20 protein-coding genes are annotated in these 21,873 nt (G+C 29.9%); 10 read left to right on the top strand and 10 right to left on the bottom strand.

Features of this window, described 5'->3' with window-relative positions; genetic code table 11:
* Positions 1 to 88: 88 nt before the first annotated feature.
* Both AC3VJB_RS02515 and AC3VJB_RS02510 read right to left on the bottom strand, forming a co-directional pair.
* Positions 89 to 1,219: a cysteine desulfurase family protein gene (locus tag AC3VJB_RS02515; RefSeq protein ID WP_073183184.1), complete on the bottom strand. Its 1,131-nt coding sequence runs from the start codon at positions 1,217 to 1,219 to the stop codon at positions 89 to 91.
* A gap of 46 nt (positions 1,220 to 1,265) precedes the next feature.
* The gene (locus tag AC3VJB_RS02510) at positions 1,266 to 1,811 is read right to left on the bottom strand and encodes a DUF8465 domain-containing protein (protein WP_047789673.1); all 546 of its coding nucleotides are present in this window, start codon (positions 1,809 to 1,811) and stop codon (positions 1,266 to 1,268) included.
* An 83-nt stretch (positions 1,812 to 1,894) separates the two neighbouring features.
* Here AC3VJB_RS02510 and AC3VJB_RS02505 point away from each other — a divergent pair, with 83 nt between their 5' ends.
* Positions 1,895 to 2,530, top strand: a complete 636-nt coding sequence (locus AC3VJB_RS02505; protein ID WP_073183187.1) for a low molecular weight phosphatase family protein — start codon at positions 1,895 to 1,897, stop codon at positions 2,528 to 2,530.
* Here AC3VJB_RS02505 and ppk2 (AC3VJB_RS02500) read toward each other — a convergent pair whose 3' ends face one another.
* Both ppk2 (AC3VJB_RS02500) and ppk2 (AC3VJB_RS02495) read right to left on the bottom strand, forming a co-directional pair.
* The gene (ppk2, locus tag AC3VJB_RS02500) at positions 2,531 to 3,310 is read right to left on the bottom strand and encodes a polyphosphate kinase 2 (protein ID WP_047789671.1); all 780 of its coding nucleotides are present in this window, start codon (positions 3,308 to 3,310) and stop codon (positions 2,531 to 2,533) included.
* Positions 3,311 to 3,312: 2 nt separating this feature from the next.
* On the bottom strand, positions 3,313 to 4,170 hold the full coding sequence (gene ppk2, locus AC3VJB_RS02495) for a polyphosphate kinase 2 (protein WP_047789745.1): 858 nt from the start codon (positions 4,168 to 4,170) through the stop codon (positions 3,313 to 3,315).
* A gap of 80 nt (positions 4,171 to 4,250) precedes the next feature.
* On the opposite strand from ppk2 (AC3VJB_RS02495), the gene AC3VJB_RS02490 reads away from it, so the two are divergent.
* The 8 genes from AC3VJB_RS02490 (at position 4,251) to AC3VJB_RS02455 (ending at position 11,749) form a co-directional block, all read left to right on the top strand.
* Positions 4,251 to 5,183 carry a lipid A deacylase LpxR family protein gene (locus AC3VJB_RS02490; RefSeq protein WP_497666711.1) on the top strand — a complete coding sequence of 311 codons (933 nt, stop codon included), beginning with the start codon at positions 4,251 to 4,253 and terminating at the stop codon, positions 5,181 to 5,183.
* A gap of 85 nt (positions 5,184 to 5,268) precedes the next feature.
* Positions 5,269 to 6,387: a DNA polymerase III subunit beta gene (gene dnaN, locus AC3VJB_RS02485; protein ID WP_047789669.1), complete on the top strand. Its 1,119-nt coding sequence runs from the start codon at positions 5,269 to 5,271 to the stop codon at positions 6,385 to 6,387.
* Between the two features lie 136 nt (positions 6,388 to 6,523).
* On the top strand, positions 6,524 to 7,288 hold the full coding sequence (locus AC3VJB_RS02480; RefSeq protein WP_047789668.1) for a ParA family protein: 765 nt from the start codon (positions 6,524 to 6,526) through the stop codon (positions 7,286 to 7,288).
* Positions 7,289 to 7,297: 9 nt separating this feature from the next.
* Positions 7,298 to 8,185 (top strand): ParB/RepB/Spo0J family partition protein, encoded by an 888-nt coding sequence (locus AC3VJB_RS02475; protein ID WP_497666710.1) that lies wholly within the window; start codon positions 7,298 to 7,300, stop codon positions 8,183 to 8,185.
* Complete coding sequence (locus AC3VJB_RS02470) at positions 8,186 to 8,764, top strand: DUF5683 domain-containing protein (RefSeq protein WP_159616812.1); 579 nt, start codon at positions 8,186 to 8,188, stop codon at positions 8,762 to 8,764.
* A gap of 1 nt (position 8,765) precedes the next feature.
* On the top strand, positions 8,766 to 9,467 hold the full coding sequence (gene dapB, locus AC3VJB_RS02465; RefSeq protein WP_167714032.1) for a 4-hydroxy-tetrahydrodipicolinate reductase: 702 nt from the start codon (positions 8,766 to 8,768) through the stop codon (positions 9,465 to 9,467).
* Between the two features lie 78 nt (positions 9,468 to 9,545).
* Positions 9,546 to 11,129, top strand: coding sequence for a signal peptidase I (gene lepB, locus AC3VJB_RS02460; RefSeq protein ID WP_497666709.1), 1,584 nt, complete (start codon positions 9,546 to 9,548; stop codon positions 11,127 to 11,129).
* Positions 11,129 to 11,749 (top strand): WbqC family protein, encoded by a 621-nt coding sequence (locus AC3VJB_RS02455; RefSeq protein ID WP_047789663.1) that lies wholly within the window; start codon positions 11,129 to 11,131, stop codon positions 11,747 to 11,749. The genes lepB and AC3VJB_RS02455 overlap by 1 nt, the downstream gene beginning before the upstream one ends.
* Positions 11,750 to 11,912: 163 nt before the next feature.
* Here the strand turns inward: AC3VJB_RS02455 and AC3VJB_RS02450 are convergent, their stop codons facing one another.
* The 5 genes from AC3VJB_RS02450 to AC3VJB_RS02430 are packed head-to-tail and all read right to left on the bottom strand — an operon-like array spanning position 11,913 to position 17,478.
* Positions 11,913 to 13,418: a lipopolysaccharide biosynthesis protein gene (locus tag AC3VJB_RS02450; RefSeq protein WP_253680490.1), complete on the bottom strand. Its 1,506-nt coding sequence runs from the start codon at positions 13,416 to 13,418 to the stop codon at positions 11,913 to 11,915.
* 1 nt (position 13,419) lies between these two features.
* Positions 13,420 to 14,505 carry a non-hydrolyzing UDP-N-acetylglucosamine 2-epimerase gene (wecB, locus tag AC3VJB_RS02445; protein WP_159490712.1) on the bottom strand — a complete coding sequence of 362 codons (1,086 nt, stop codon included), beginning with the start codon at positions 14,503 to 14,505 and terminating at the stop codon, positions 13,420 to 13,422.
* Positions 14,502 to 15,782, bottom strand: a complete 1,281-nt coding sequence (locus AC3VJB_RS02440; protein WP_437824305.1) for a glycosyltransferase — start codon at positions 15,780 to 15,782, stop codon at positions 14,502 to 14,504. Before AC3VJB_RS02440 ends, wecB begins: the two co-directional genes overlap by 4 nt.
* Positions 15,779 to 16,954: a glycosyltransferase family 4 protein gene (locus AC3VJB_RS02435; RefSeq protein WP_437824303.1), complete on the bottom strand. Its 1,176-nt coding sequence runs from the start codon at positions 16,952 to 16,954 to the stop codon at positions 15,779 to 15,781. The genes AC3VJB_RS02440 and AC3VJB_RS02435 overlap by 4 nt, the downstream gene beginning before the upstream one ends.
* Entirely contained in the window at positions 16,951 to 17,478 is a 528-nt protein-coding gene (locus AC3VJB_RS02430; RefSeq protein ID WP_437824301.1) for a class I SAM-dependent methyltransferase, read from the bottom strand. The genes AC3VJB_RS02435 and AC3VJB_RS02430 overlap by 4 nt, the downstream gene beginning before the upstream one ends.
* A 316-nt stretch (positions 17,479 to 17,794) precedes the next feature.
* Here AC3VJB_RS02430 and AC3VJB_RS02425 point away from each other — a divergent pair, with 316 nt between their 5' ends.
* Entirely contained in the window at positions 17,795 to 19,483 is a 1,689-nt protein-coding gene (locus AC3VJB_RS02425) for a helix-turn-helix domain-containing protein (protein ID WP_437824299.1), read from the top strand.
* On the opposite strand, the gene AC3VJB_RS02420 is transcribed toward AC3VJB_RS02425, so the two are convergent.
* Positions 19,480 to 21,873, bottom strand: coding sequence for a YfhO family protein (locus AC3VJB_RS02420; RefSeq protein WP_497666708.1), 2,394 nt, complete (start codon positions 21,871 to 21,873; stop codon positions 19,480 to 19,482). The genes AC3VJB_RS02425 and AC3VJB_RS02420 overlap by 4 nt on opposite strands.

Below are 21,873 nucleotides of genomic sequence, written 5' to 3'. Positions count from 1 at the left end.
CCCCCTTATTTATTATATAATAAGAGTCTGCTCATATAATTTCCTAAAATAAAAAGTAATTCATAATTAACAATATTATCTTTTCTATCTATTTCAATAATCTCTTTAATTGATTTATCGTATAATCAATTTCTTTAATTGTATTTAATTTACTAAAAGAAAATCGTATAGATGTTTTCTTTTCTTCTTTTTCACTTAAGAATTCTCGTAACACATGAGATCCTTTACTACTTCCACTTTGACATGCACTACCTCCAGAAACAGCTATCCCAGATAAATCTAAATTAAATAACAGCATTTTATCCTCTAAAGGAAATTGTATATTTACAATTGTATAACTAGTCTTTTCTATTGACTCTCCATTAACTCTAATATTTGGAATAACTTCTTTTATTTTTTTTGTAAAATATTCCTTTAATCCAAAAATATATTTTTTGTCTTTTTGTAAATTTTCAAAAGCAATAGTCAACGCTTTTTCCATTCCAACTATTGAATGTACGTTTTCTGTACTAGATCTTGCTCCTTTTTCTTGTTCACCACCATGTAACATTGGTAATATTCCAATCCCTTTTTTAAAATAAGCAAAACCAACCCCTTTAGGTCCATGGAACTTATGTGCACTTGCAGTGATAAAATCTATTTGTGTTTTTTGTAAGTCTATATCATAATGCCCAATAGCTTGTACGGTATCTGAATGAAAATACGCCTCATGCTCTTTACATAATGCTACAACCTCTTCTATTGATAGTAAATTACCTATTTCATTATTCACATACATTAAACTCACCAAAGTTTTTTTCTTTGATTTATTTAGTAAATCCCCCAAACTCTCCATTGAAACAGCTCCTTCTTCATTTACCTTAACATAATCTACTACTAGATTATGTTTTTCTTCTAAAAACTGTACAGTGTTTAAAACTGCATGGTGTTCTATCTTGGAAGTAATAATTCTCTCTACTCCTAAGTTTAAGACTGCATTAAACAAAATTAAGTTATCAGCTTCGGTCCCTCCTGCTGTAAAAATGATTTCACTTGAAGACACATTAAAATGTTTCGCTATACTCTTTCTAGCTGTTTCAACAGCTGCTTTAGCTTTTCTACCATGCTGATGTATGGATGACGGATTTCCAAAATTGGTTTGCATTGATTGTTGAATAACCTCAATAACTTCGGGCAACATAGGTGTTGTTGCGGCATTGTCTAAATAAACAGATTTCATAGAGCAAAAATAAGTTTTTCTTAACGATAGTTATGTTTTCAAAAAATTATTGATTCTGAAAAATATATACCTCTGTTGCTCCTTGCCCATATCTTTGATAAGAAGCGTCGTAATATTTAACTGGATAATTATTTAATAAATACTGTAACTCAGTTTTTAAAACTCCATCTCCTACTCCATGTATTAAAACTAGTTTTGATATTCTTTTAGATATACAATACTCTAACTTATGTTTTGCTGTATTAATTTGTATTGATAAAATATCAAAATTATCCATTCCTCTTGTAGATTTTAACAGCTTTTCAGCATGTAAATCTACTTCCATTACCACTTCTCTTTTATCTTTTATAAAAGATGTTTTTTTCTTTTTTTCTTTATTTTGAGTCTTGGCTTTAAGCATTGGATTGTTAATATCCGAATATTTACTTAACTCACTTTGATCTACCTCAACTTTTACTAGCTCTTTCCTAAGAAAACAATACTCCATTCCTCCCTCATCTTTAACAAAAATTTCTTCATTTTTAATTTTTGTTACAACTCCTTTAATATCAGCATCAATTACTGCTACTTTATTTCCTATTTCTAAACACATCCTTAACCTTTATTTAATTAGCCAAAAGGGTATTAGCTTGTATTTTTGCAAATGATTTAATTATGCAAAATAACTGCAAATAAATGATAAACACTAAGAATATCAATACAAAAATTTTCTTTGAGGAAGCTAGAAAAGAGTTAACCCTTACCGAAGACCGAAAAGATTTATTGGTTGAAATAATAGACACTATTTACGAAGAATATCTTGACAGAGAAAAAATAAATTTAAATTTTATTTGTACTCATAATTCTCGTAGAAGTCAGTTTGCACAAGTGTGGAGCTTTTTTGCTATTGAATATTTTAACTTAAAGAATATGTTCACCTATTCTGGCGGAACAGAAACCACTTCTTTTCATAGAAACACAGTGAAATGTTTACAAAAAACTGGCTTTATCTTTAACGTTGTTGATTTTTCTCACCAGAATCCAAGGTACTTAGTTTCTTTTAAAGGAACTAAAAAATCAATTTTAGGTTTTTCCAAGTTATATGATCACCCCCAAAACAGTTATCCTTTTGTAGCTATAACTACTTGTGATAATGCCGACCAAAACTGTCCATATATACCTGATGCTATTGAACGTTTTCATTTACCTTATAACGACCCTCAAACATCTGACAATACAGACTTAACCGAAGAAACATACTTAAAAGTTAGTAAACAAATTGCTGGTGAGTTATTTTTTATTTTCGAAGAAATTTATCAAAAATTATCTTAGCTACACTTCTATACTCTTGTCATAAGGTATACTTTTTAAAATGTGATTAATCACACTTATTCTTGCTATAGTTTTCCTATTTGCTCGAATAACTTTCCATGGAGATATTTCTGTATTTGTTTTTGAGAACATTGCCTTTTTATACTCTGTATAATTATCCCAAAGTTCTTGCGCTTTTTCATCTACAGGCGTCATTTTCCATTGTTTTAATGGGTTGTTTTTTATATCGTTGAATCGTTTAGCTTGTTCTTTTTTATTAATAGACATGTAGATTTTTACCAAACGAATACCTGACTCTAAAATCATACGTTCAAAATCATTTACTTGATTCATAAAAACCTCATACTCTTCTTGTGTACAAAAACCATTAACTGGTTCTACTACTGCTCTATTATACCAACTGCGATCAAAAAAAACTATTTCACCTGCTTTTGGAAACTGTTCTACATACCTTTGAAAATACCATTGTGTTTTTTCATCTTCATTTGGTTTAGGAAGCGCTACTATTCGCATATGACGAGGATTGATACGTTCTGTAATTCTACGTATTGCCCCTCCTTTTCCAGCAGCATCTCTTCCTTCAAAAATTACAATTATTCGTTCATTTTTTTTTATTGTCCAAGCTTGTAAACGAATTAACTCTACTTGTAATTTTTTTAACTTTCGTTCGTAATCTACATATCGAATTGCTCTTTCTATATTAAAAGATTTAGACAGTAAAGCCTTTAAACCTCTTGTTGTATTTAATTTATTTACATCTCTTTGAGTTAACTTCCCCATAATTAATCTAAATGTTTTACTGAACGATAATAACGCATTACTATATTTGGATCTGGTGTTAAAATAGTTTGCGCCTCTTCTTTTCCTTTATAATCAAATTGAGACAATACATGACGCATACACTCAACTCTAGCTTCTTTTTTGTTATTTGTCTTTACTACTATCCAAGGACTATAAGCTGTGTGCGTTTTACTAAACATTTCATTTTTATAATGACTATACTTATCCCATAACTCTTGTCCTCTTTTATCTACAGGGCTGAACTTCCAACGCTTTAAAGGATTATTATTCCTAGAATTAAATCGACGTAACTGTTCTTCTTTTGAAATTGATAACCAAAATTTTATCACAACAACTCCATCTTCATATAACATATGTTCAAATTCAGGCACTTGAACCAAAAAATTCTTATACTGCTCGTCCGTACAAAATCCCATTACAGGCTCAACTACAGCTCTATTGTACCAACTACGATCAAAAAAAACTATTTCTCCAGGATTTGGTAACTCTTTAATATAACGCTGAAAATACCATTGTCCCTTTTCTACATCTGTAGGTTTATTCAAAGCTACTAAACGAGTAGAACGCGGATTCATATGCTCCATAAAACGTCTTATACTCCCACCTTTCCCTGCAGCATCTCTTCCTTCAAAGATAACTGCTACTCGCTTCTTATTTTGCGCAATCCATTGCTGAAGTTTCACTAACTCTATCTGTAGTTTTTTCAGTTCCTCTTCGTAATTTAACTTTACCTGAACCTTGGTTATTGAAATTTCCTTTTTTTTTATAATTGCTAGCAACTCTTCATTTGTAGAAACACTTTCAAAATCTTCAATTGTTAATACTTGCTTTTCTTTCATATGTTTATTAATTATTCTTGTTAATAATTTAACCAAGGTTGTGCTAAAATAATACGATATTTACACCTATGAAAAAAAACATGTCACTTTTATTTATCTTATTTACTCTCTATCTATTCTCACAACGTAAATATGGCAAAGAATTAAGTTTTTTAAATGATAATGACTTATATGTTTCCACCTATCAAGATCGATATTATACAAACGGAGCCTTTTTAACATACCGCTTCTTAAGTAAAAAGCAAGCTGAAAATATTAATAAAAAAATATATGAAATCCAATTAGGTCACCATATGTACACTCCTTATAAGGCTGTTGTTGAAACTATTGAAGAACATGATCGTCCTTTTGCTAGCTACTTATTTGGTAGTTTTGGGGTTAACCGATTTTACGCTAATAAATCTATTCTCAAAACAGCTTTACAAATAGGAACTATTGGATCTTATTCTTTTGGTGAAGAACTTCAAGGAATTATACATAAAATGTATGGTTTTAAAGAAGCTACTGGATGGGATTATCAAATAAAAGATGCTTTTGCTCTTAATCTAAAGGTCGATTATATTAAAAAAATAACTAAAGACAATGTTTTTGACCTTAACTGGACAAACTCTGCTAGGTTAGGTACTGTTTATACTGATTTATCAACTGGTTTATTTACTCGTATTGGCTTTAAACCTCTAGAAAGTATTATTAATTCTATTGCTTTTCATGGAAACTTAAACAATAAAAACACTAATTTCGAAAATAAGACGGAAGTTTTTTTATACCTAAAACCAATGCTCCATTATGTTGCTTATGACGCAACTATTGAAGGTAGCTTTTTAAACAAAAAAAGCCCTGTAACGTTTGATGTAGAACCTTTTAAATTTACAACGGAGTTTGGAATTCGTTTTACAAGTAATCGTTTTAATTTTGGTTATGCCATAAACTACCATACAAAAAAACTTAAAAGTTCGCGTGTTCCTAAAGGAAATTTTTATGGTACAATACAATTAAATTATCAATTTAATTAAGAGTATTGCACTCTTTGAAAAAATAATTTTTAAAATCATCAAATTAAGATATATTTGTAAGTCTAATAAATAGAAAAATTACTAAATGAAATTTATCGTATCTAGCTCACAATTATTAAAACAACTACAAGTTTTAGGTGGGGTTATAAATAGCAATAACACGTTACCAATTTTAGATAACTTTTTATTTGAACTATCTGAAAACGAATTAAAAATATCGGCTTCCGACCTTGAGACAACCATGTCATCAGTTATTGAAGTTGAAAGTACTGATACTGGAGCGATTGCTATAAATGCTCGTTTATTATTAGATACTTTAAAAACATTTCCTGAACAACCTCTTACATTTAAGATTGAAGGAGATAACACTATTGAGATTATTTCGGAACAAGGAAAATATGACATGGCATACTTTAGTGGAGATGAGTTCCCTAAAGCTGTAGAATTACCTTCTCCTAGCAGCACTGAAATCCCTTCTCATATTTTAGCTACAGCTATTTCTAAAACTATTTTTGCGGCTGGTAATGATGATTTACGTCCTGTTATGAGTGGTGTATTTTTTCAGTTCAATTCAAAAGAATTAACTTTTGTAGCCACTGATGCTCATAAATTAGTTAAATATACACGTACCGATATTACTGCTGATAAATCAGCCGAATTTATCATGCCTAAAAAACCTTTAAACTTATTAAAGGGAATTTTAGGGGGATCAGAAAACAATGTGACTATTGAATATAATGATACTAATGCCAAATTTACTTTTGATAATGTAGTATTAATCTGTCGATTAATTGATGGAAAATACCCTAACTACGAAGCTGTTATACCAAAAGAAAACCCAAACAAATTAACTGTTGACAGAGCTTCTTTCTTAAATTCTGTACGTCGTGTATCTATTTTCTCTAGTAAGACAACACATCAAATTCGTTTGAAAATGGCGGGTACTGAATTAAATATTTCTGCAGAAGATTTAGACTATTCTAATAAAGCCGACGAACGATTAAACTGTGATTATCAAGGTGACGATATGCAGATTGGGTTTAACTCTCGTTTTCTTAGCGAAATGTTAAACAACTTAAACTCTAACGACGTTTTAATTGAAATGAGCTTACCAAATAGAGCTGGAATTTTAACTCCAATTGACGGTACTGAAGAAGGCGAGTTAGTAACTATGCTTGTTATGCCAGTAATGTTAAACGGGTAATAAATTTTCCACATATAAAAATTACAAAAGCCACAGAATCAAAACTCTGTGGCTTTTGTAATTTTATTTAATATCTTTCTCTTTCAAAAATGAGAAATAATTGTAAATTTACCTCTTTCAAACTTTATAAATTATAATGGGTAGAATTATTGCAATTGCAAATCAAAAAGGTGGCGTAGGTAAAACTACTACATCTGTAAACTTAGCTGCGGCTTTAGGTGTTTTAGAAAAAAAAGTGTTGTTAATTGATGCTGACCCCCAAGCAAATGCTACTTCTGGTTTAGGTTTAGACGTTGAAAGTATAGAAATTGGAACGTATCAGGTTTTAGAACACACGATCTCTGCGAAAGACACTGTTTTAAAAACTGACTCTCCAAACGTTGACTTAATTCCTGCTCATATTGATTTAGTTGCTATTGAAATTGAATTGGTAGACAAGCAACAACGCGAGTACATGTTAAAAAAAGCGTTAGAAGATATTAAAGATGATTACGATTTTATTTTAATTGATTGCGCCCCATCTTTAGGGTTAATAACTTTAAACTCTCTAGTAGCTGCCGACTCTGTTGTTATCCCTATTCAATGTGAATATTTTGCTTTAGAAGGTTTAGGAAAATTATTAAACACAATTAAGAGTGTTCAAAAAATACACAATCAAGAGCTAGAAATAGAAGGCTTGTTATTAACTATGTTCGATTCTCGTTTACGCTTGTCAAACCAAGTGGTAGATGAAGTACGCAAACACTTCAGTTCTATGGTTTTTGAAACAATAGTACATAGAAATATCCGTTTAAGTGAAGCACCAAGTTATGGCGAAAGTATAATTTCATACGATGCAACGAGTAAAGGTGCCGTAAATTACTTAAATTTGGCGAACGAAATTTTAACTAAAAACGCATAATTACTGTAAATGGCAAAAGCAACAAAAAAACAAGCTTTAGGTAGAGGTTTATCAGCATTATTAAAGGAAACTGCAGAAGTAAATTCGGCAGAAGATAAAAATGCAGATAAGTTAGTTGGAAATATTATTGAAATTGATATCAACTCAATCGATGTAAACCCTTACCAACCTAGGACTTATTTTGATGAAGAAGCGTTGCGCGAATTAGCTAGTTCTATTAAAGAATTAGGAGTAATTCAGCCTATTACTGTACGTAAACTATCAAGCGATAAGTTTCAATTAGTTTCTGGGGAGCGTCGTTTTAGAGCTTCTAAACTTATTGGAAACAAAACCGTTCCTGCTTACATTCGTTTAGCAAACGATCAGGAAATGTTAGAAATGGCGTTGGTAGAAAATATTCAACGTAAAAACTTAGATCCGATTGAAGTTGCTCTTTCTTATCAACGTTTAATTGATGAAATTCAACTTACTCAAGAAGAACTAAGTACCCGTGTTGGTAAAAAGCGTTCTACAGTTACTAACTACTTACGTTTACTTAAGCTAGATCCTATTATTCAAACAGGAATGCGTGATGGTTTTATTTCAATGGGGCACGGTCGTGCATTGATTAATATTGATAGTAACTCTGATCAATTAAACATTTATGAGAAAATTGTTCGTGATAAACTATCAGTACGTCAAACTGAAGAACTTGTAAAAAACTTAAAAGCTGGCAAGGTCGCTAAAACAGCCAAAAAGAAAGCTTTACCTAATTATATTTCTGAAAGTGTTAAGGATATTAGCGACTATTTTGGACATAAAATTGATGTTACGGTGAACAATCGTGGAAAAGGTAAAATCTCTATTCCTTTTCATTCAGAAGAAGATTTTAACCGTATTAAAAACTTACTAAAGTAATTGAACGTACGTACTATCATATTCGCTTTTTTTAGTCTTTTTTTGTTTCAAAATACTTTTGCTCAAAAAGATTCTATTGCCGTTAGAGCAAAACAACTTCAGTTAACAAGCGACAAATACAATCCTTTGTCACCTTCAAAAGCTGCCTTTTACTCAGCTATTTTTCCTGGAGGTGGACAAATTTATAATGGAAAGTATTGGAAAGCCCCAATAGTATGGGCAGCAATAGGCGCTAGTGCTTATTTTTACATTGATAATAGCGATCAGTATGATCGATACCGAACAGCTTTTAAACTTCGTAAACAAGGATTAAAAGACGAATTTACTAGAGAGGACGGAACTGTTCTTATTTCTACTGCTGGTTTAGAAAGTGCACAGAAAACTTTACGAAAAAATAGAGATTTATCATTATTAACTGGTGTACTTTTATATGTTTTGCAAATTGTTGAAGCCAGTGTTAATGCACACTTATTACAATTTGACACAGACGATAGCTTATCTGTAAAACCAGTAATCACTCCAGATCCTTTATTTATCGAAGCACCGAAAGTTGGTTTAACACTAAAATATTCTTTTTAAGATGAAAATAGCCTTACTTGGTTATGGTAGAATGGGTAAAGAAATTGAAAAAATTGCTTTACAAAGAGGACATGAAATTGTTATAAAAACTTCTGGAAAAGAAGTGTATGATATTACAAAAGCTGATGTAGCAATAGACTTTAGCATTCCTTCTTCAGCATACGACAATATCAGCAATTGTATTAACAATAATACACCTGTTATTTCTGGAACTACTGGCTGGTTAGATAAGTACAACGATATTGTTGAGTTATGTAATGAAAAAAACGGTGCTTTTATTTATGCCTCTAACTTTAGTTTAGGAGTTAATGTTTTCTTTGAACTAAACAAACAACTTGCTAAAATGATGAATACTTTAGAACAATATAATGTTTCTATTGAAGAGATTCATCATACTAAAAAGTTAGATGCACCAAGCGGTACTGCAATTACATTGGCAGAAGGTGTTATTGAAAATACTAAGCAAAAAGCTTGGGAATTAGACGAAAAAACATCAGAAGAAAATATTCCTATTAAAGCTATCAGAACTCCGAATGTTCCAGGTACTCACACCGTGACTTACAATTCTGAAATAGATACTATTGATATTAAACACACAGCTCATAATCGTCAAGGTTTTGCTTTAGGTGCTGTAATTGCTGCTGAGTGGTTAAATAATAAAACAGGTGTTTTTACTATGCGAGATGTGTTAAACTTAGGTTAATAACGTAACAAACAGCTCAAAAAACACACAAATAAAATTGAATTTTATTCCTTAATGGAACTACAAAATATATAGATTATGACATTTACTGAATGGTTTTTATTCTTTTTATTCATACAAGTTGTTCATTTTTTAGGTACTTGGAAGCTATATACTAAAGCAGGCAAAAAAGCTTGGGAAGCTGCTATACCTGTTTATAATGCTATTGTATTGATGCAAATAATAAATCGTCCAAAATGGTGGGTGATTTTATTGTTTATTCCTATAGTTAACCTATTAATGTTCCCTATTATTTGGGTTGAAACTTGTAGAAGTTTTGGTTTTAACAAAAGACCTGATACTATTTTAGCTATTCTAACTTTAGGATTATATATCTATTATATCAATTATTTTACAGATGCAAAATATATTGAAAACAGAAGTTTAAAACCAAGATCTCCTTTAGGTGAATGGGTTAGCTCTATTGCTTTTGCTATTATTGCTGCTACTTTGGTACATACTTATATTATGCAACCATACACTATTCCTACCTCATCTTTAGAGAAAACCTTATTAGTTGGTGATTATTTATTTGTAAGTAAGTTTCATTACGGTGCACGTGTACCAATGACTACCGTTGCTGCACCAATGGCACACGATACTATTCCTGGATTGGGTATAAAATCATTTTTATCTGATGATAAAAACAAGGAAGGTTTATTAAACAAGCTTTCTTTACCTTATATGCGTGTTCCTGGCTTTCAAAAAATTAAGCGTAATGATATCGTTGTTTTTAGCTGGCCTTCAGACTCTTTAGCCACAATGTGGGGAGATAACTCTGGTAACTTTACCTATAAACCAATTGATAAGCGTACGAACTACGTAAAACGTGCTGTAGGAATTCCTGGAGATAGCTTAGAAGTACGTGATGGTTATGTTTTTATTAATGGAAAGAAAACTGTTTTACCAGATAGAGCGAAACCACAATGGCATTTTATAGTTGATACCAACGGAGAAAAGTTTAGCCAAGGAGCCCTTTCTAGATATAATATTAGAGAAGGACAAGTAATGCCTGATGGTAAATATGCTTTAAACTTAACAGATGAAGAAGCTGCTTTAATAGCTAAAAACCCTATTGTAGAAAGTATTAAAAAACACTTAACTCCAAAAGGAGCTTATGACAAATCAGTTTTTCCTCATGACCCAAGATATGCTTGGTCTTCGGATAATTTTGGACCAATATATATTCCTAAAAAAGGAGCTACTGTTAAATTAAATTCTAAAACAATTCCTTTTTATGAGCAGATTATTCGTAGATATGAGAATAACAATTTAACAATTTTTGGAGACGATATTTATATCAATGGTGAGAAAGCAAAAGAATATACTTTTAAGCAAGATTACTACTGGATGATGGGAGACAATCGTCAACGTTCGTTAGACGCTAGAAATTGGGGGTATGTGCCTTTTGACCACGTAGTTGGTAAACCTGTTATGATTTGGTTAAGTTGGGATGCTAATGCACCTAGTTTTATTGCTAAGTTAAATTCTATTCGTTGGGACAGAATGTTTACAACTGTTGGAGGAAATGGTAAACCTGTTTCTTACCTTTGGTTAGTTTTATTGTTGATTGGAGGTTATATCGTGTACAGTTTTAGAAAAAGTAAAAAGAAAAAAGCATAATGTCACTTTTTATTCCAACTTATTTTGCTCCTATTTCACAGTATGCAGCAATCTATCAATCGGATGCTATTACTTTTGAAATAGAAGATAATTATCAAAAGCAAACCTATCGTAATCGCTGTTATATTTATGGAGCCAATGGTAAATTAGCTCTTAATATTCCTGTTAAACATAAGACAAAAGAAGGTAGAAAAAAGACCAAAGACACCTTAGTAGAAAATGACTTCCCCTGGCAACAACAACATTTTAAGTCATTACAATCAGCTTATCGTTCTTCTCCATTTTTTGAATTTTTTGAAGATGATTTACAAGCTATTTTTAATAAAAAGTACACGTTTTTACAAGACTTGAATATTGATACTCATTTATTTGTAACTGACGCTTTACAAATTGAGCAACGATTTAACAAAACAACTAGTTACGAGTTAAACTCTGAAAGCAAAGACTTCAGACCTTTAGCTATTGCCAAAAAAGGAGTTGAAATAAAAATGGATTCTTATATTCAAATGTTTGATGATAAATACGGATTTATACCTAATTTATCTATTTTAGATCTTTTGTTTATGGAAGGTGCTAATACTATTAGCTTTTTAGAAAAAATTAATATAAGCCTAAAATAACTTTCTTCATACTATTTTAGTATTTCTTTATTTTTTAACATAAACTAAGAGGTTATTTAGTTATTTTATATATATTTGCCACCGAAGCATTTCCCCCTTTTTTAATGTTTCATTTCCCCCTTATTATTAAGAAAAGACTTGTTCCCTTTGTGTGCAGGTCTTTTTACTTTATATACCTTTTGGCTAGATTGTTAATCTGTTCAGAAATAGATAATTTTACTACGACAAAGACATAAATTACTATAATTAATATACTCTTTAAAACAATGTTTACTATTGGGTGAATTGGAAAGTCAAAAAGATAAAACTTAGGTATTGAAAAATTCCAAAAATTAAACCCTAAAAACATAATTAAGACAACAAGAATCATTAAAAATGTTTTATTAGTAAAAGGGGTCATATTAAACTTTTCTTTTACAAACCATAGTTTAAAGGTATTAAACACCAAAACTGTAATAAGTGTTGCTAGTGCCAACCCTTTTGTTCCCATTTCTAAATCATTAAAAAAGTAACTATTTAAAAAATATACAGAAAAGGCCATTCCTAAACCTACAGGTAACGTAATACGATAAAATTTAGAATTACTTATAATAGCACCATTACTACCTAATGACATTAAAAATAACTTTGCAGACGAAATCAATAATACTACTAATACTCCTTCTTTTCCATAGTTTTTATTCGGCATCAACCTGAATAACTCCTCCACATTACAATTTACTAAGACAAAAAACAGCCCGCCAATCAACAATAAATTAATAGAACTCTTCTTATATAAACTTTCTGTTTCTTTTGGGTTATCTTCATTAAGAGCCTTAGAGGTTAATGGCTGTAAAATTTGCCCCATTGCCCTACTTGGTGCCTCTATAAATGATCCTATAAACACAGCTACCGTATAATATGCAGCTGTAGCAAAACCTTCTTTCCCTGGTATCATTACTTTGTCTATATCTAAGATAATAGCTCCTGCACTACCTGCTAAAATGATATAAAAAGTGTATCGTAAAACTTCTTTAAAGTTGTTTGGTAAACTGAAGGTAAATTTTGGTGTATATAGACGAAAAGCATACCCCATCATTAAGAGTACTCTTATTATGTAAGCTATTGACATATATACTAAAAACTCTTCTTTTGTTATAAAGTTAAAATACACAGCAAAAAGTAAAACCATCACAGCTACTCTATTGTATAATTCCTTTAAAATATTCCCAAAAACCGATTGCATTTGTACTCTTGCCCAAGAATAAAACACTTCAAAATAAGCACAAGCTACAGCGATTATATAAATATAAATGGTATAATCTTCAATTATGAGGTTGCCTCCACTTCCATTTTCTACCACATAACTCATAATCCAATTATGAAATAAACTCCAAAAATATCCTATTGGAATCGCTATAAATAATGGTAAAAAAATTATAGAACTTAAAAATTTATCTTTTTCTACTTTTGAAGTATATCCAGAAAAAAACTTGATAATTGTAAAGTGAACTCCAAAGGCTGTAACAGGCATAATTAAGTTTGAAGCCGAAAAAACATAGGTTGCTAATCCATAATACTCATCTCCTAAAAATCGTGTATATAACACCAAAGTATTAACACCTCCAATCAAAAATCCTAAATATATTATTAGAGTATTCCTGAACGATTGTTTAAATACAATTCCCAATTTATTCTTTTATTAATTTTAATATTGATTGATATATTTTTTCTCCAACATTATCTCCATATAACGGCTCTTTAAAATCTTTTGATGTAGCTAGAAACTGTTGAAAATAATTAATTATTTTTCCTGAATTAGCTCCTGTTATAGCTGCATAACCATTACTTACTAACTCTTTCCATTCTGTTTCTTCTCTTGCTATAACACAAAACTTCTTATTAAAGAAAGCCTCTTTTTGTAAACCTCCACTATCAGTTATAACAAGAGCACAATTTTTTAATAACTCTAACATAGAAAAATACCCTACTGGTTCAATAAAGGTTATATTAGACTTTAATTTGTACTTTTCTAACATTTTTTTTGTCCTTGGATGCAATGGCAATACTACTTTTTTAGAAACATTAATTTTTTCAAGAGCTTCAAAAATATTAGCTAATCTCTCTTTTTCATCAGTATTTTCTTGACGATGAATTGTTGCTAACACAAACTCTTTTTTCTCTAAACCTAAGTCTTTAATAATAGTTGACTTCTCTTCGGAAACTTGATTATAAAACTCTACAGCATCTTTCATGATATCACCATGCTTTTCTATCAAAATATCAAAACTATCAAAACCTTCATTTCTCAGGTTTGATACAGCAGTATCTGTTGGACAACTTAGTAGGTTTCCTATTCTATCTGTTAAAATACGATTTATTTCTTCAGGCATTTGCATATTGAATGAACGCAAGCCCGCTTCAATATGTACTACTTTTATATGTAGTTTTTTAGCTGCTAAAGCTCCTGCTAACGTCGAATTTGTATCTCCATATACAACAACTGCATCTGGCTTTTCTAATACTAAAATTTCTTCTATTTTCTCTAACATTTGCCCCGTCATAGCACCATGACTTAAACCATTGATATTTAAATTATATTTGGGGTTAGGTATTTGCATTTCTTCAAAAAAAACAGCGCTCATGTTAGCATCAAAATGTTGCCCTGTATGCACTATTATTTCTTCTACTTCATTATGCTTTTGAATCACTCTACTTAATACAGCTCCTTTTACAAACTGTGGACGTGCTCCTAATATGGTTATTATTTTTTTCAAGAATTAACGACTTTTTTTAATACTATAGATAATTTCTCTGTTAACTTTTTCCGATGATATTGCTCTATGTTTTTAGAATTAACTTCTAAAATCCCTTTCTTATATTGATTATAAAGAAGTTTAATTTCTTTTTTCATTTTTACTACATCATCAAAACCAACAATAGTTCCTGAGTTAGTTTTAGCAAGTATTTCTGCTAAATCACCATCTTCTGGACCCACTGCTAAGATAGGGCGTTTTGCTTGTAAATATTCAAATATTTTACCTGTAATAATTCCTTTAGCACTTGGTACTTTATTTACTGCTAACAATAAAACTTGTGATGTTTGTTGTTGTTGTTGTGCTTTTTTATGAGGTAGATAAGTAATTTTTGTAATATTTTTAAATTGATGTGTTTCTAAAGATTTTTTAACTCCTTTCGCTATTTTCCCTATTAGTTTAATTTCTAAATCTTCTGTAAACTCTTTATCTTCTTTACATAACTCTGATAATGCTTTCCATAAAACTTCAGGATTCCTATCATCATTCATCAAACCTATATGCGTAATTGAAAACTTTTTATCTAGTATTACATTTGTTTCTCTACTTTCTTCTGCATCAAAACCATTAGTAATAACATGAATATTATTAGAAAATTTTTCATAATTCTTTTTCATAGTTTTACCTACAACTAATACCGCATTGGCATATCTTAACACTTCCTGCTCCAATTGATGATGTGTTGCTTTTGATTTTTGCGTGAGTGGTAATTGATGAAAATAATCAATATCTGTCCAAGGGTCACGGAAGTCTGCTACCCACTTCAATCCTAATTCTTTTTTAAGCTTTAATCCGATTAAATGCAAGCTATGTGGTGGTCCAGTAGTTATAATAGCATCAATAGTATTTTCTTTTAAATATTTTTTTAGCTTATTAACTGAAGGCTTTACCCAAAACCTTCTTGCATCAGGAATGAAATAATTAGCTCGAACATATTGCATTACCTGACCTATTAAACTTGGATTAGTATCTAAAAAACCAGCACTTGTTTTCGTTTCTTTTTTCTTGAAAACAGATAACAAGTCATTAGGTTCCCAAATTGAGTTTCTTAAAACCGTTAAATTTTCAGGAAGATCTTTTTTTAATGTTGTATCAACTATCGGATATTTAGCATCTTCAACTGTGTAAACTATTGGTTCAATATTAAAATTTCGCAAATATTTTACAAACTTCAACCATCTTTGTATACCTGAACCTCCTGCCGGCACCCAATAGTATGTAATTATTAATACTTTCAAATTAAACTATTGTATAGGTTTATTAATTCTTTTGAGGTTTTATCCCATGTAAATTCATTTCGAATAAAAGCTTCTCCGTTTTTTCCTAATTCTTTTCTCAGCAGCTCATCTTTATATAACCTCAGTACTTTATCAGTAAAATCTTCTACATTTTTTGCTTCATGTATCAATCCGGCATTTACTTTTTCTACTATGTTTTTTTGAGCTGTTGCATCGCTTACCAACAAAGGTTTCCTTAAACTCATGTACTGGAATAATTTATTAGCATGTGTAGTATCGTGATGTAAATTTCTATGTAAAGGAGACAAACAAACACTACTCTGTTTTATATACTTAGGAAATGTAGTTTCTTCTTGCCACCCTTCAAAACATACTTGTTCTTCAACTTTTAATTCTTCAGATAACTTTTTTAATTTAGTGTTTAGACTTCCTACAATTACTAATCGAATATTCTCTATTTCCTTTTTTAATGCTGGTAAACTTTTAATTGCTGTAGCTACTCCCCTTCTCTCTCCTGTATCTCCTATATATAGTAAGTTAAAAGTATCTCTTTTTGAGCTTTCTTCAAAATTATCTTGCTTTTCAAAAAATGATTTTCTTACTGTATTAGGAACAACAATAACTTTATCAGATTTTATTTTTGTTCTCTTATATATTTCCTCTTTTGCTTCTTGAGTAACAACTATTACTTTACTAGCTTTCTTAATAAGTTCTTCTTCTTTTTGCTTCCATTTGTTTGTTGATATTAAAATATTTTGCGGAAACTTTTTTAAATGAGGATAAAACCTCATTATCTCAGGCCTATTTTCATGTAAATCTAATACAACCGGGAGCTGCTTCTTTTTATTGGCTAACATTACAGCTTCAGCTACAACCATATCATGTATATGAATAGCCTCTATTTCATATTTATTAAGAAAATGTATTATCTTTTTCTTTAGTGAAAGAGAATATAATGGGAGGGTATAAGCCAAAGCAGATAACTTATACTCTAACTTATTTGACTCATATCTTTTTACTTTTATTTTACCTACAAGTTCTGATGTTGGCTCATTACCATAAGTTAAACAAAATAAAAAAACCTCATGTCCAGATTTTATTAATTCTATTGCTTCATTATGTACTCTAGGGTCAGGAGGAAACGTCTTATCTAAAACCATTCCTATCTTCATCCCTTTCTCTCTTTCTCAGCATATACAGCATAATATCTAGGTGTATATTTTCTTAAAACAGGTCTTATACCCAACTTGTTTATTGGACTTGTCCATTTTTCAGTATCAACAATATTCCAACCTGATTTTTCTAATAACCAATCATACTGCCAGTCTTCAAACTCATGATAATGTCTATCCCACATATCTGTTTTGCTTCTGTACGCACTTGCAAACCACAACTTTAAAGGAACAGTGGTTATCATTTTTTGTGCTTCAATTTCTCTTAACACGTTAAATGGTGCTAATAAATGTTCAAAAATCTCAAAAGCCGTTACTGCATCTACATTATAATCTTTTACAATTTGGGGTAATAAATCTAAATCTTCCCCATTTGTATTATAAACTGTATATCCATTTTCTTCCATAATTTCAGAAAATGGGTTACGCACTCCTAAATCTAGTATTGTAGCAGGAGCTGTAAGATGTTTTTGTAAAAACTGAAGTGTATGGTTATATCTTTTCTTTGGTAGTTTAAAATACATGAAATTTATTTTAACACAAATGTATTACTATTTTATCATTTCGTGTAATAAACCTTTTAATTGAGTTTAATTAAATATTATACAAAAAAACATAAAAGCGAAAGATTAATCTTTCGCTTTTATAAAATATTAATTTTCCATAGCAACTTGTACTTATCTAGTACGTTTTGTTTAGTGCAAACATATTATTGTTTTATTTAAAAATAAAATATTATATCCCGTATTTTATAAAAAGCACAGTTAAATTAATGTATATTTGAGAGCTTTTTATGAGGTTATTTGAGAAAAAGAATTCTTAATTACTTAAACTATTCTAATGATTAGGTTTATACTTATAACATTAATTACTTTATTTTTTTCATTAAATACAGTATCACAAACAATATATTTAGATTCTATAAACCGAAGTAAGATTGACTTTTATAAAAACATTAATACTGATAGCTTGTTCTTTTATTGTGATAAGTTAGAAAATTCTAACAATATTTGTACAAAAATAGAAGCTGCTACTGATAAAATTTATGGACTTTATAGATTAAAAAGATACGATGAAGCTGCAACTTCTTCTAATAAGGTAATAACACAAATTGATTCTTTACTCCAAAATAATAACTTGACTTGCCTTATTGATAGAAAAATTGCTTCTTTAAATAGGCTTTTTTGGATAAAAAAAAATCAAGAAAAGTACGAAGAAGCTTACTCTATACTTATTAAGTATGAAAAAGAAATAATTAATCATCCTATAAAAGATCAAAAATGGATTAGAAATAAATTGGGACTTGTTCTTAGTAAAGCTGTAATAAAAAATAAACTTAACATGCAAGAAAAAGCTAAAAGTATACTACTAAAAGCTATTTCGGAATCAAAAAAAACTGTTCTTAAAGATTTTCAAAAAAACAATTTTTTTCTTCAATGGAAAGCTAACTCTTTTAATTGCCTTGGAAACACATATATTTTAATTAACAATAAAAACCCAAATACCATTCTCCTGGATTCTGCTGACTATTACTTTGACAAAGCTTATAAATTAACACAACAATTTACTCCTCAACATAAAGACTCTAAAATATATTATTACTTAAGAAAAACTAAAGTTTTAATGGCTAAAAAAGAATTTTCTAAAGCTATTGATTTAATTAATAATTATAAAAATATAAGTAATGGTTATTCTTATTTTAACAAAGAATATTACCTAAAAGCCATTTGTTTTCACAACTTAAAAAATTCTGATTCCGCTATTTACCATTCTAATAAATTATTAATGAATTATAAAAAATGTGAAAGGAGTAAACTTATTACTATTTACGACATTCTCTCAAAAGAATATAATAATTTAAATAAACTGGATAGCGCTTACAAGTATTCTAAACTTACTTTAGAACAACATCATTTAACAAAAGATACTAAAGACAAAACTTTCAATCTTTTTTACAACAATAATTTTGCTCAAGCTCAAAAGCTTAAAAAAACTATAGAACAAAGAGAAGCAGAAAAACAGCGTAACCTCATTATTTCTTTTATTATTTTATTATTAACTTTTTTCGTTATTACTTTTTATTTATTTAGAAAAGAAAAAGATAAGAAGAAGAAACTTATATCTGTAATAAGCAATAATAAAACGACAGAAATAGAAAAAAAAGAATACAATATTGATGAAATCTTAGAAGCTAAAATTCTTAATGAATTTAGGAATATTGCTAATAGTTTAGATTTTTTAAAACCTGATTTTTCAGTTAACTACATTGCTGAAAAATTAAATACCAATACTACTTATATTTCTTTTGTTTTTAATAAGTATTACGAAGAGTCTTTTAAACAATACTGTACTAAGCTTAAAATTAACTATGTAGTACATAAATTAAAGACAAACAAAAACTTTAGAAAATATTCCATTCAAGCCATTGCTGAAGAAATAGGTTACACCAACGCATCTGCTTTTACAAGAGCGTTTAAAAAACATATTGGTGTAACCCCTTCTGTATTTTTAAAAGACCTTGAAAATTAGTTCTTCTTCTTTTTTATAACAAACCAACCAATAGGTATTATAAGGAGTAAAGCATAACAAATTAAAGACAATGAACTTCCTGTTTTAATTACTGAAGGCTCATATTTAAAAGTTATTTTATGTTTTCCTGCAGGAACTTCTATTCCTCTTAAAACATAGTTTACTCTATAATATGGCACACTTTCTCCATCAATATAAGCGTTCCATCCATCTTTATAATAGATTTCAGAAAATACAGCAAATTGTTCTGAAGTTGTACTTGCTTCGTATATCAATTCAGTAATATCTTTCTTAACTAGATTAATCGTAGCAATAGAATCTTTTTGAAACACATCGGCTTTTAGATTAAACTCGCTTGAGTTAATAACTGCTTCTGATTTAGTATTCAAACTATCTAACGCTATAATTTCTTCATTTGCTGAAGATACTTTTTTCAGTGAATTAACAAACCATGCATTTCCATTCGCTTCTGGATTTTCTTGAAATTGTTCTTCACTAACAATAAAATACTTCGTGTTTAACATATTTAACACCTCCATATTATTTTTAGCTATCTGATAATCAAACAATTCTTGATAACGTTTCATTTTGGCAGCATGGTACCCTCCTATCGAATTGTGGAAATAAGAAGTTCTACCATCTTGCATAGGACTTACGCTAAAATTAACAACTCTGTAATGCCCTTTATCTTTTAAAATTTCTGTATCAGCTTTTGTTGCTGTAAATGGTTTTTGTACTCTTCTAGCTGAAGTAAAATCTTCCTTATTAACATAGTTAGCATCTATTGAGACCAAATCAAAAATTATCAATCCTCCCAATACAATTAACACAGGTACTTGCTTCAATTTTCCTTTCAAATAAAACCACAACATTCCTGCAACAACTAAAACCAATAAAAGAGAACGTAAACTATCATTAAATAACATTTCTTTTCTATCTGCAACTAAAGCATCAATTAACTCTGGAAGTTGCTGATATTGTGCATCACGTAATCCTTCAAAAGCGAACAAACTAGATCCAAACAGTAAGAATAGCAAAGAAATTCCTCCAACAATGTAAAAAGCTTTCTTTACTGCATTTTCTTTTTCTTCGGAAGAATTCTCAGAAGAGAAAAATTCTTTTAATGCCAGAATTCCTAACAAAGGAACACATAATTCTGCTATTACTTGAATAGACGATACTGCTCTAAATTTATTATATAAAGGTATATAGTCAATAAAGAAATCAGTTATTATAGAAAAGTTTTTACCCCAACTTAATACGATCGAAAAAATGGTAGCTGCAACCAGCCAATATTTTAATCGTCCTTTTACTAGAAAAATTCCTAAAAAGAATAAGAAAAAAACTATCACACCAATATAAGCTGGTGCTTCAACAATAGGTTGTTTCCCCCAATAAGTCAACACTTGACTAGAATACTCTTTTGCTACACTTTTACCAGCATTTTGCTCTAAAACTTGATAAAAGTTTGAGTCTTCTTCCAACTCTTCAACTGTTCCTCCTCCCATAAAACGAGGAATCATCAAGTTAAATGTTTCGGCTATTCCATAGCTATATTCAGTTATATACTCCTTATCTAACCCAGTAGACTTTTCTTTTGATGTTCCATCAGGGTTAATTGTTAGTTCTGATTTTCCTCTCGTACTATAATCAGCATACTCTTTCATTGCTAACAACCTAGTAGAATTAGCTCCAATACCAATTAACATTGCTGCAACCAAAATAGCTGATTGTTTAAAAAACACAGGTAATGTTCTCGATTTAAAAGCTTCAACACCTTCAACAATTACCAAAATCAACAAACAAAACCCTAAATAATAAGTCATCTGTGGATGATTTGAATAAACTTCTAAAGCCATTGCTAAAGCCGTTAAAATAAACCCAAATAAATATCGTTTTCTAAAAATATAAATTACTCCTGCAATCACCATTGGCATATAACCTATAGCATGTGCTTTCGCATTGTGTCCTGCTCCAAAAATAATTATCAGATAAGTAGAAAACCCAAAGGACAAACTTCCTAAAATAGCCAGCTTCCAATCTACTTTTAAGGCAGTTAATAATAAGAAAAAACTTAAAAAATATAAGAAAAGATAATCCGCAGGTCTAGGTAAAAAGCGAATAACTTTATCAACATAACGTACAAAGTCATTCGGATAATAAGCACTTACCTGATATGCTGGCATTCCACTAAAAGCATTATCTAACCAATAAGGCTCTTCTCCTTTTTCAGCTCTATATTCTTTTACATCTTTTGACATTCCTATAAACTGAGTAATGTCACTTTGTTTAATTTGTTTTCCGCTTAAAACCGGGTTAAAATACAATACAGATGCTATTGCAAAAACAATAATTGCTATTGCAAACGGTAAAAATTTCTTTAAGTTCAT

The sequence above is a fragment of the Tenacibaculum sp. TB-53 genome, from assembly GCF_059716285.2.
This window is presented reverse-complemented; position numbering and strand designations above follow the sequence as displayed.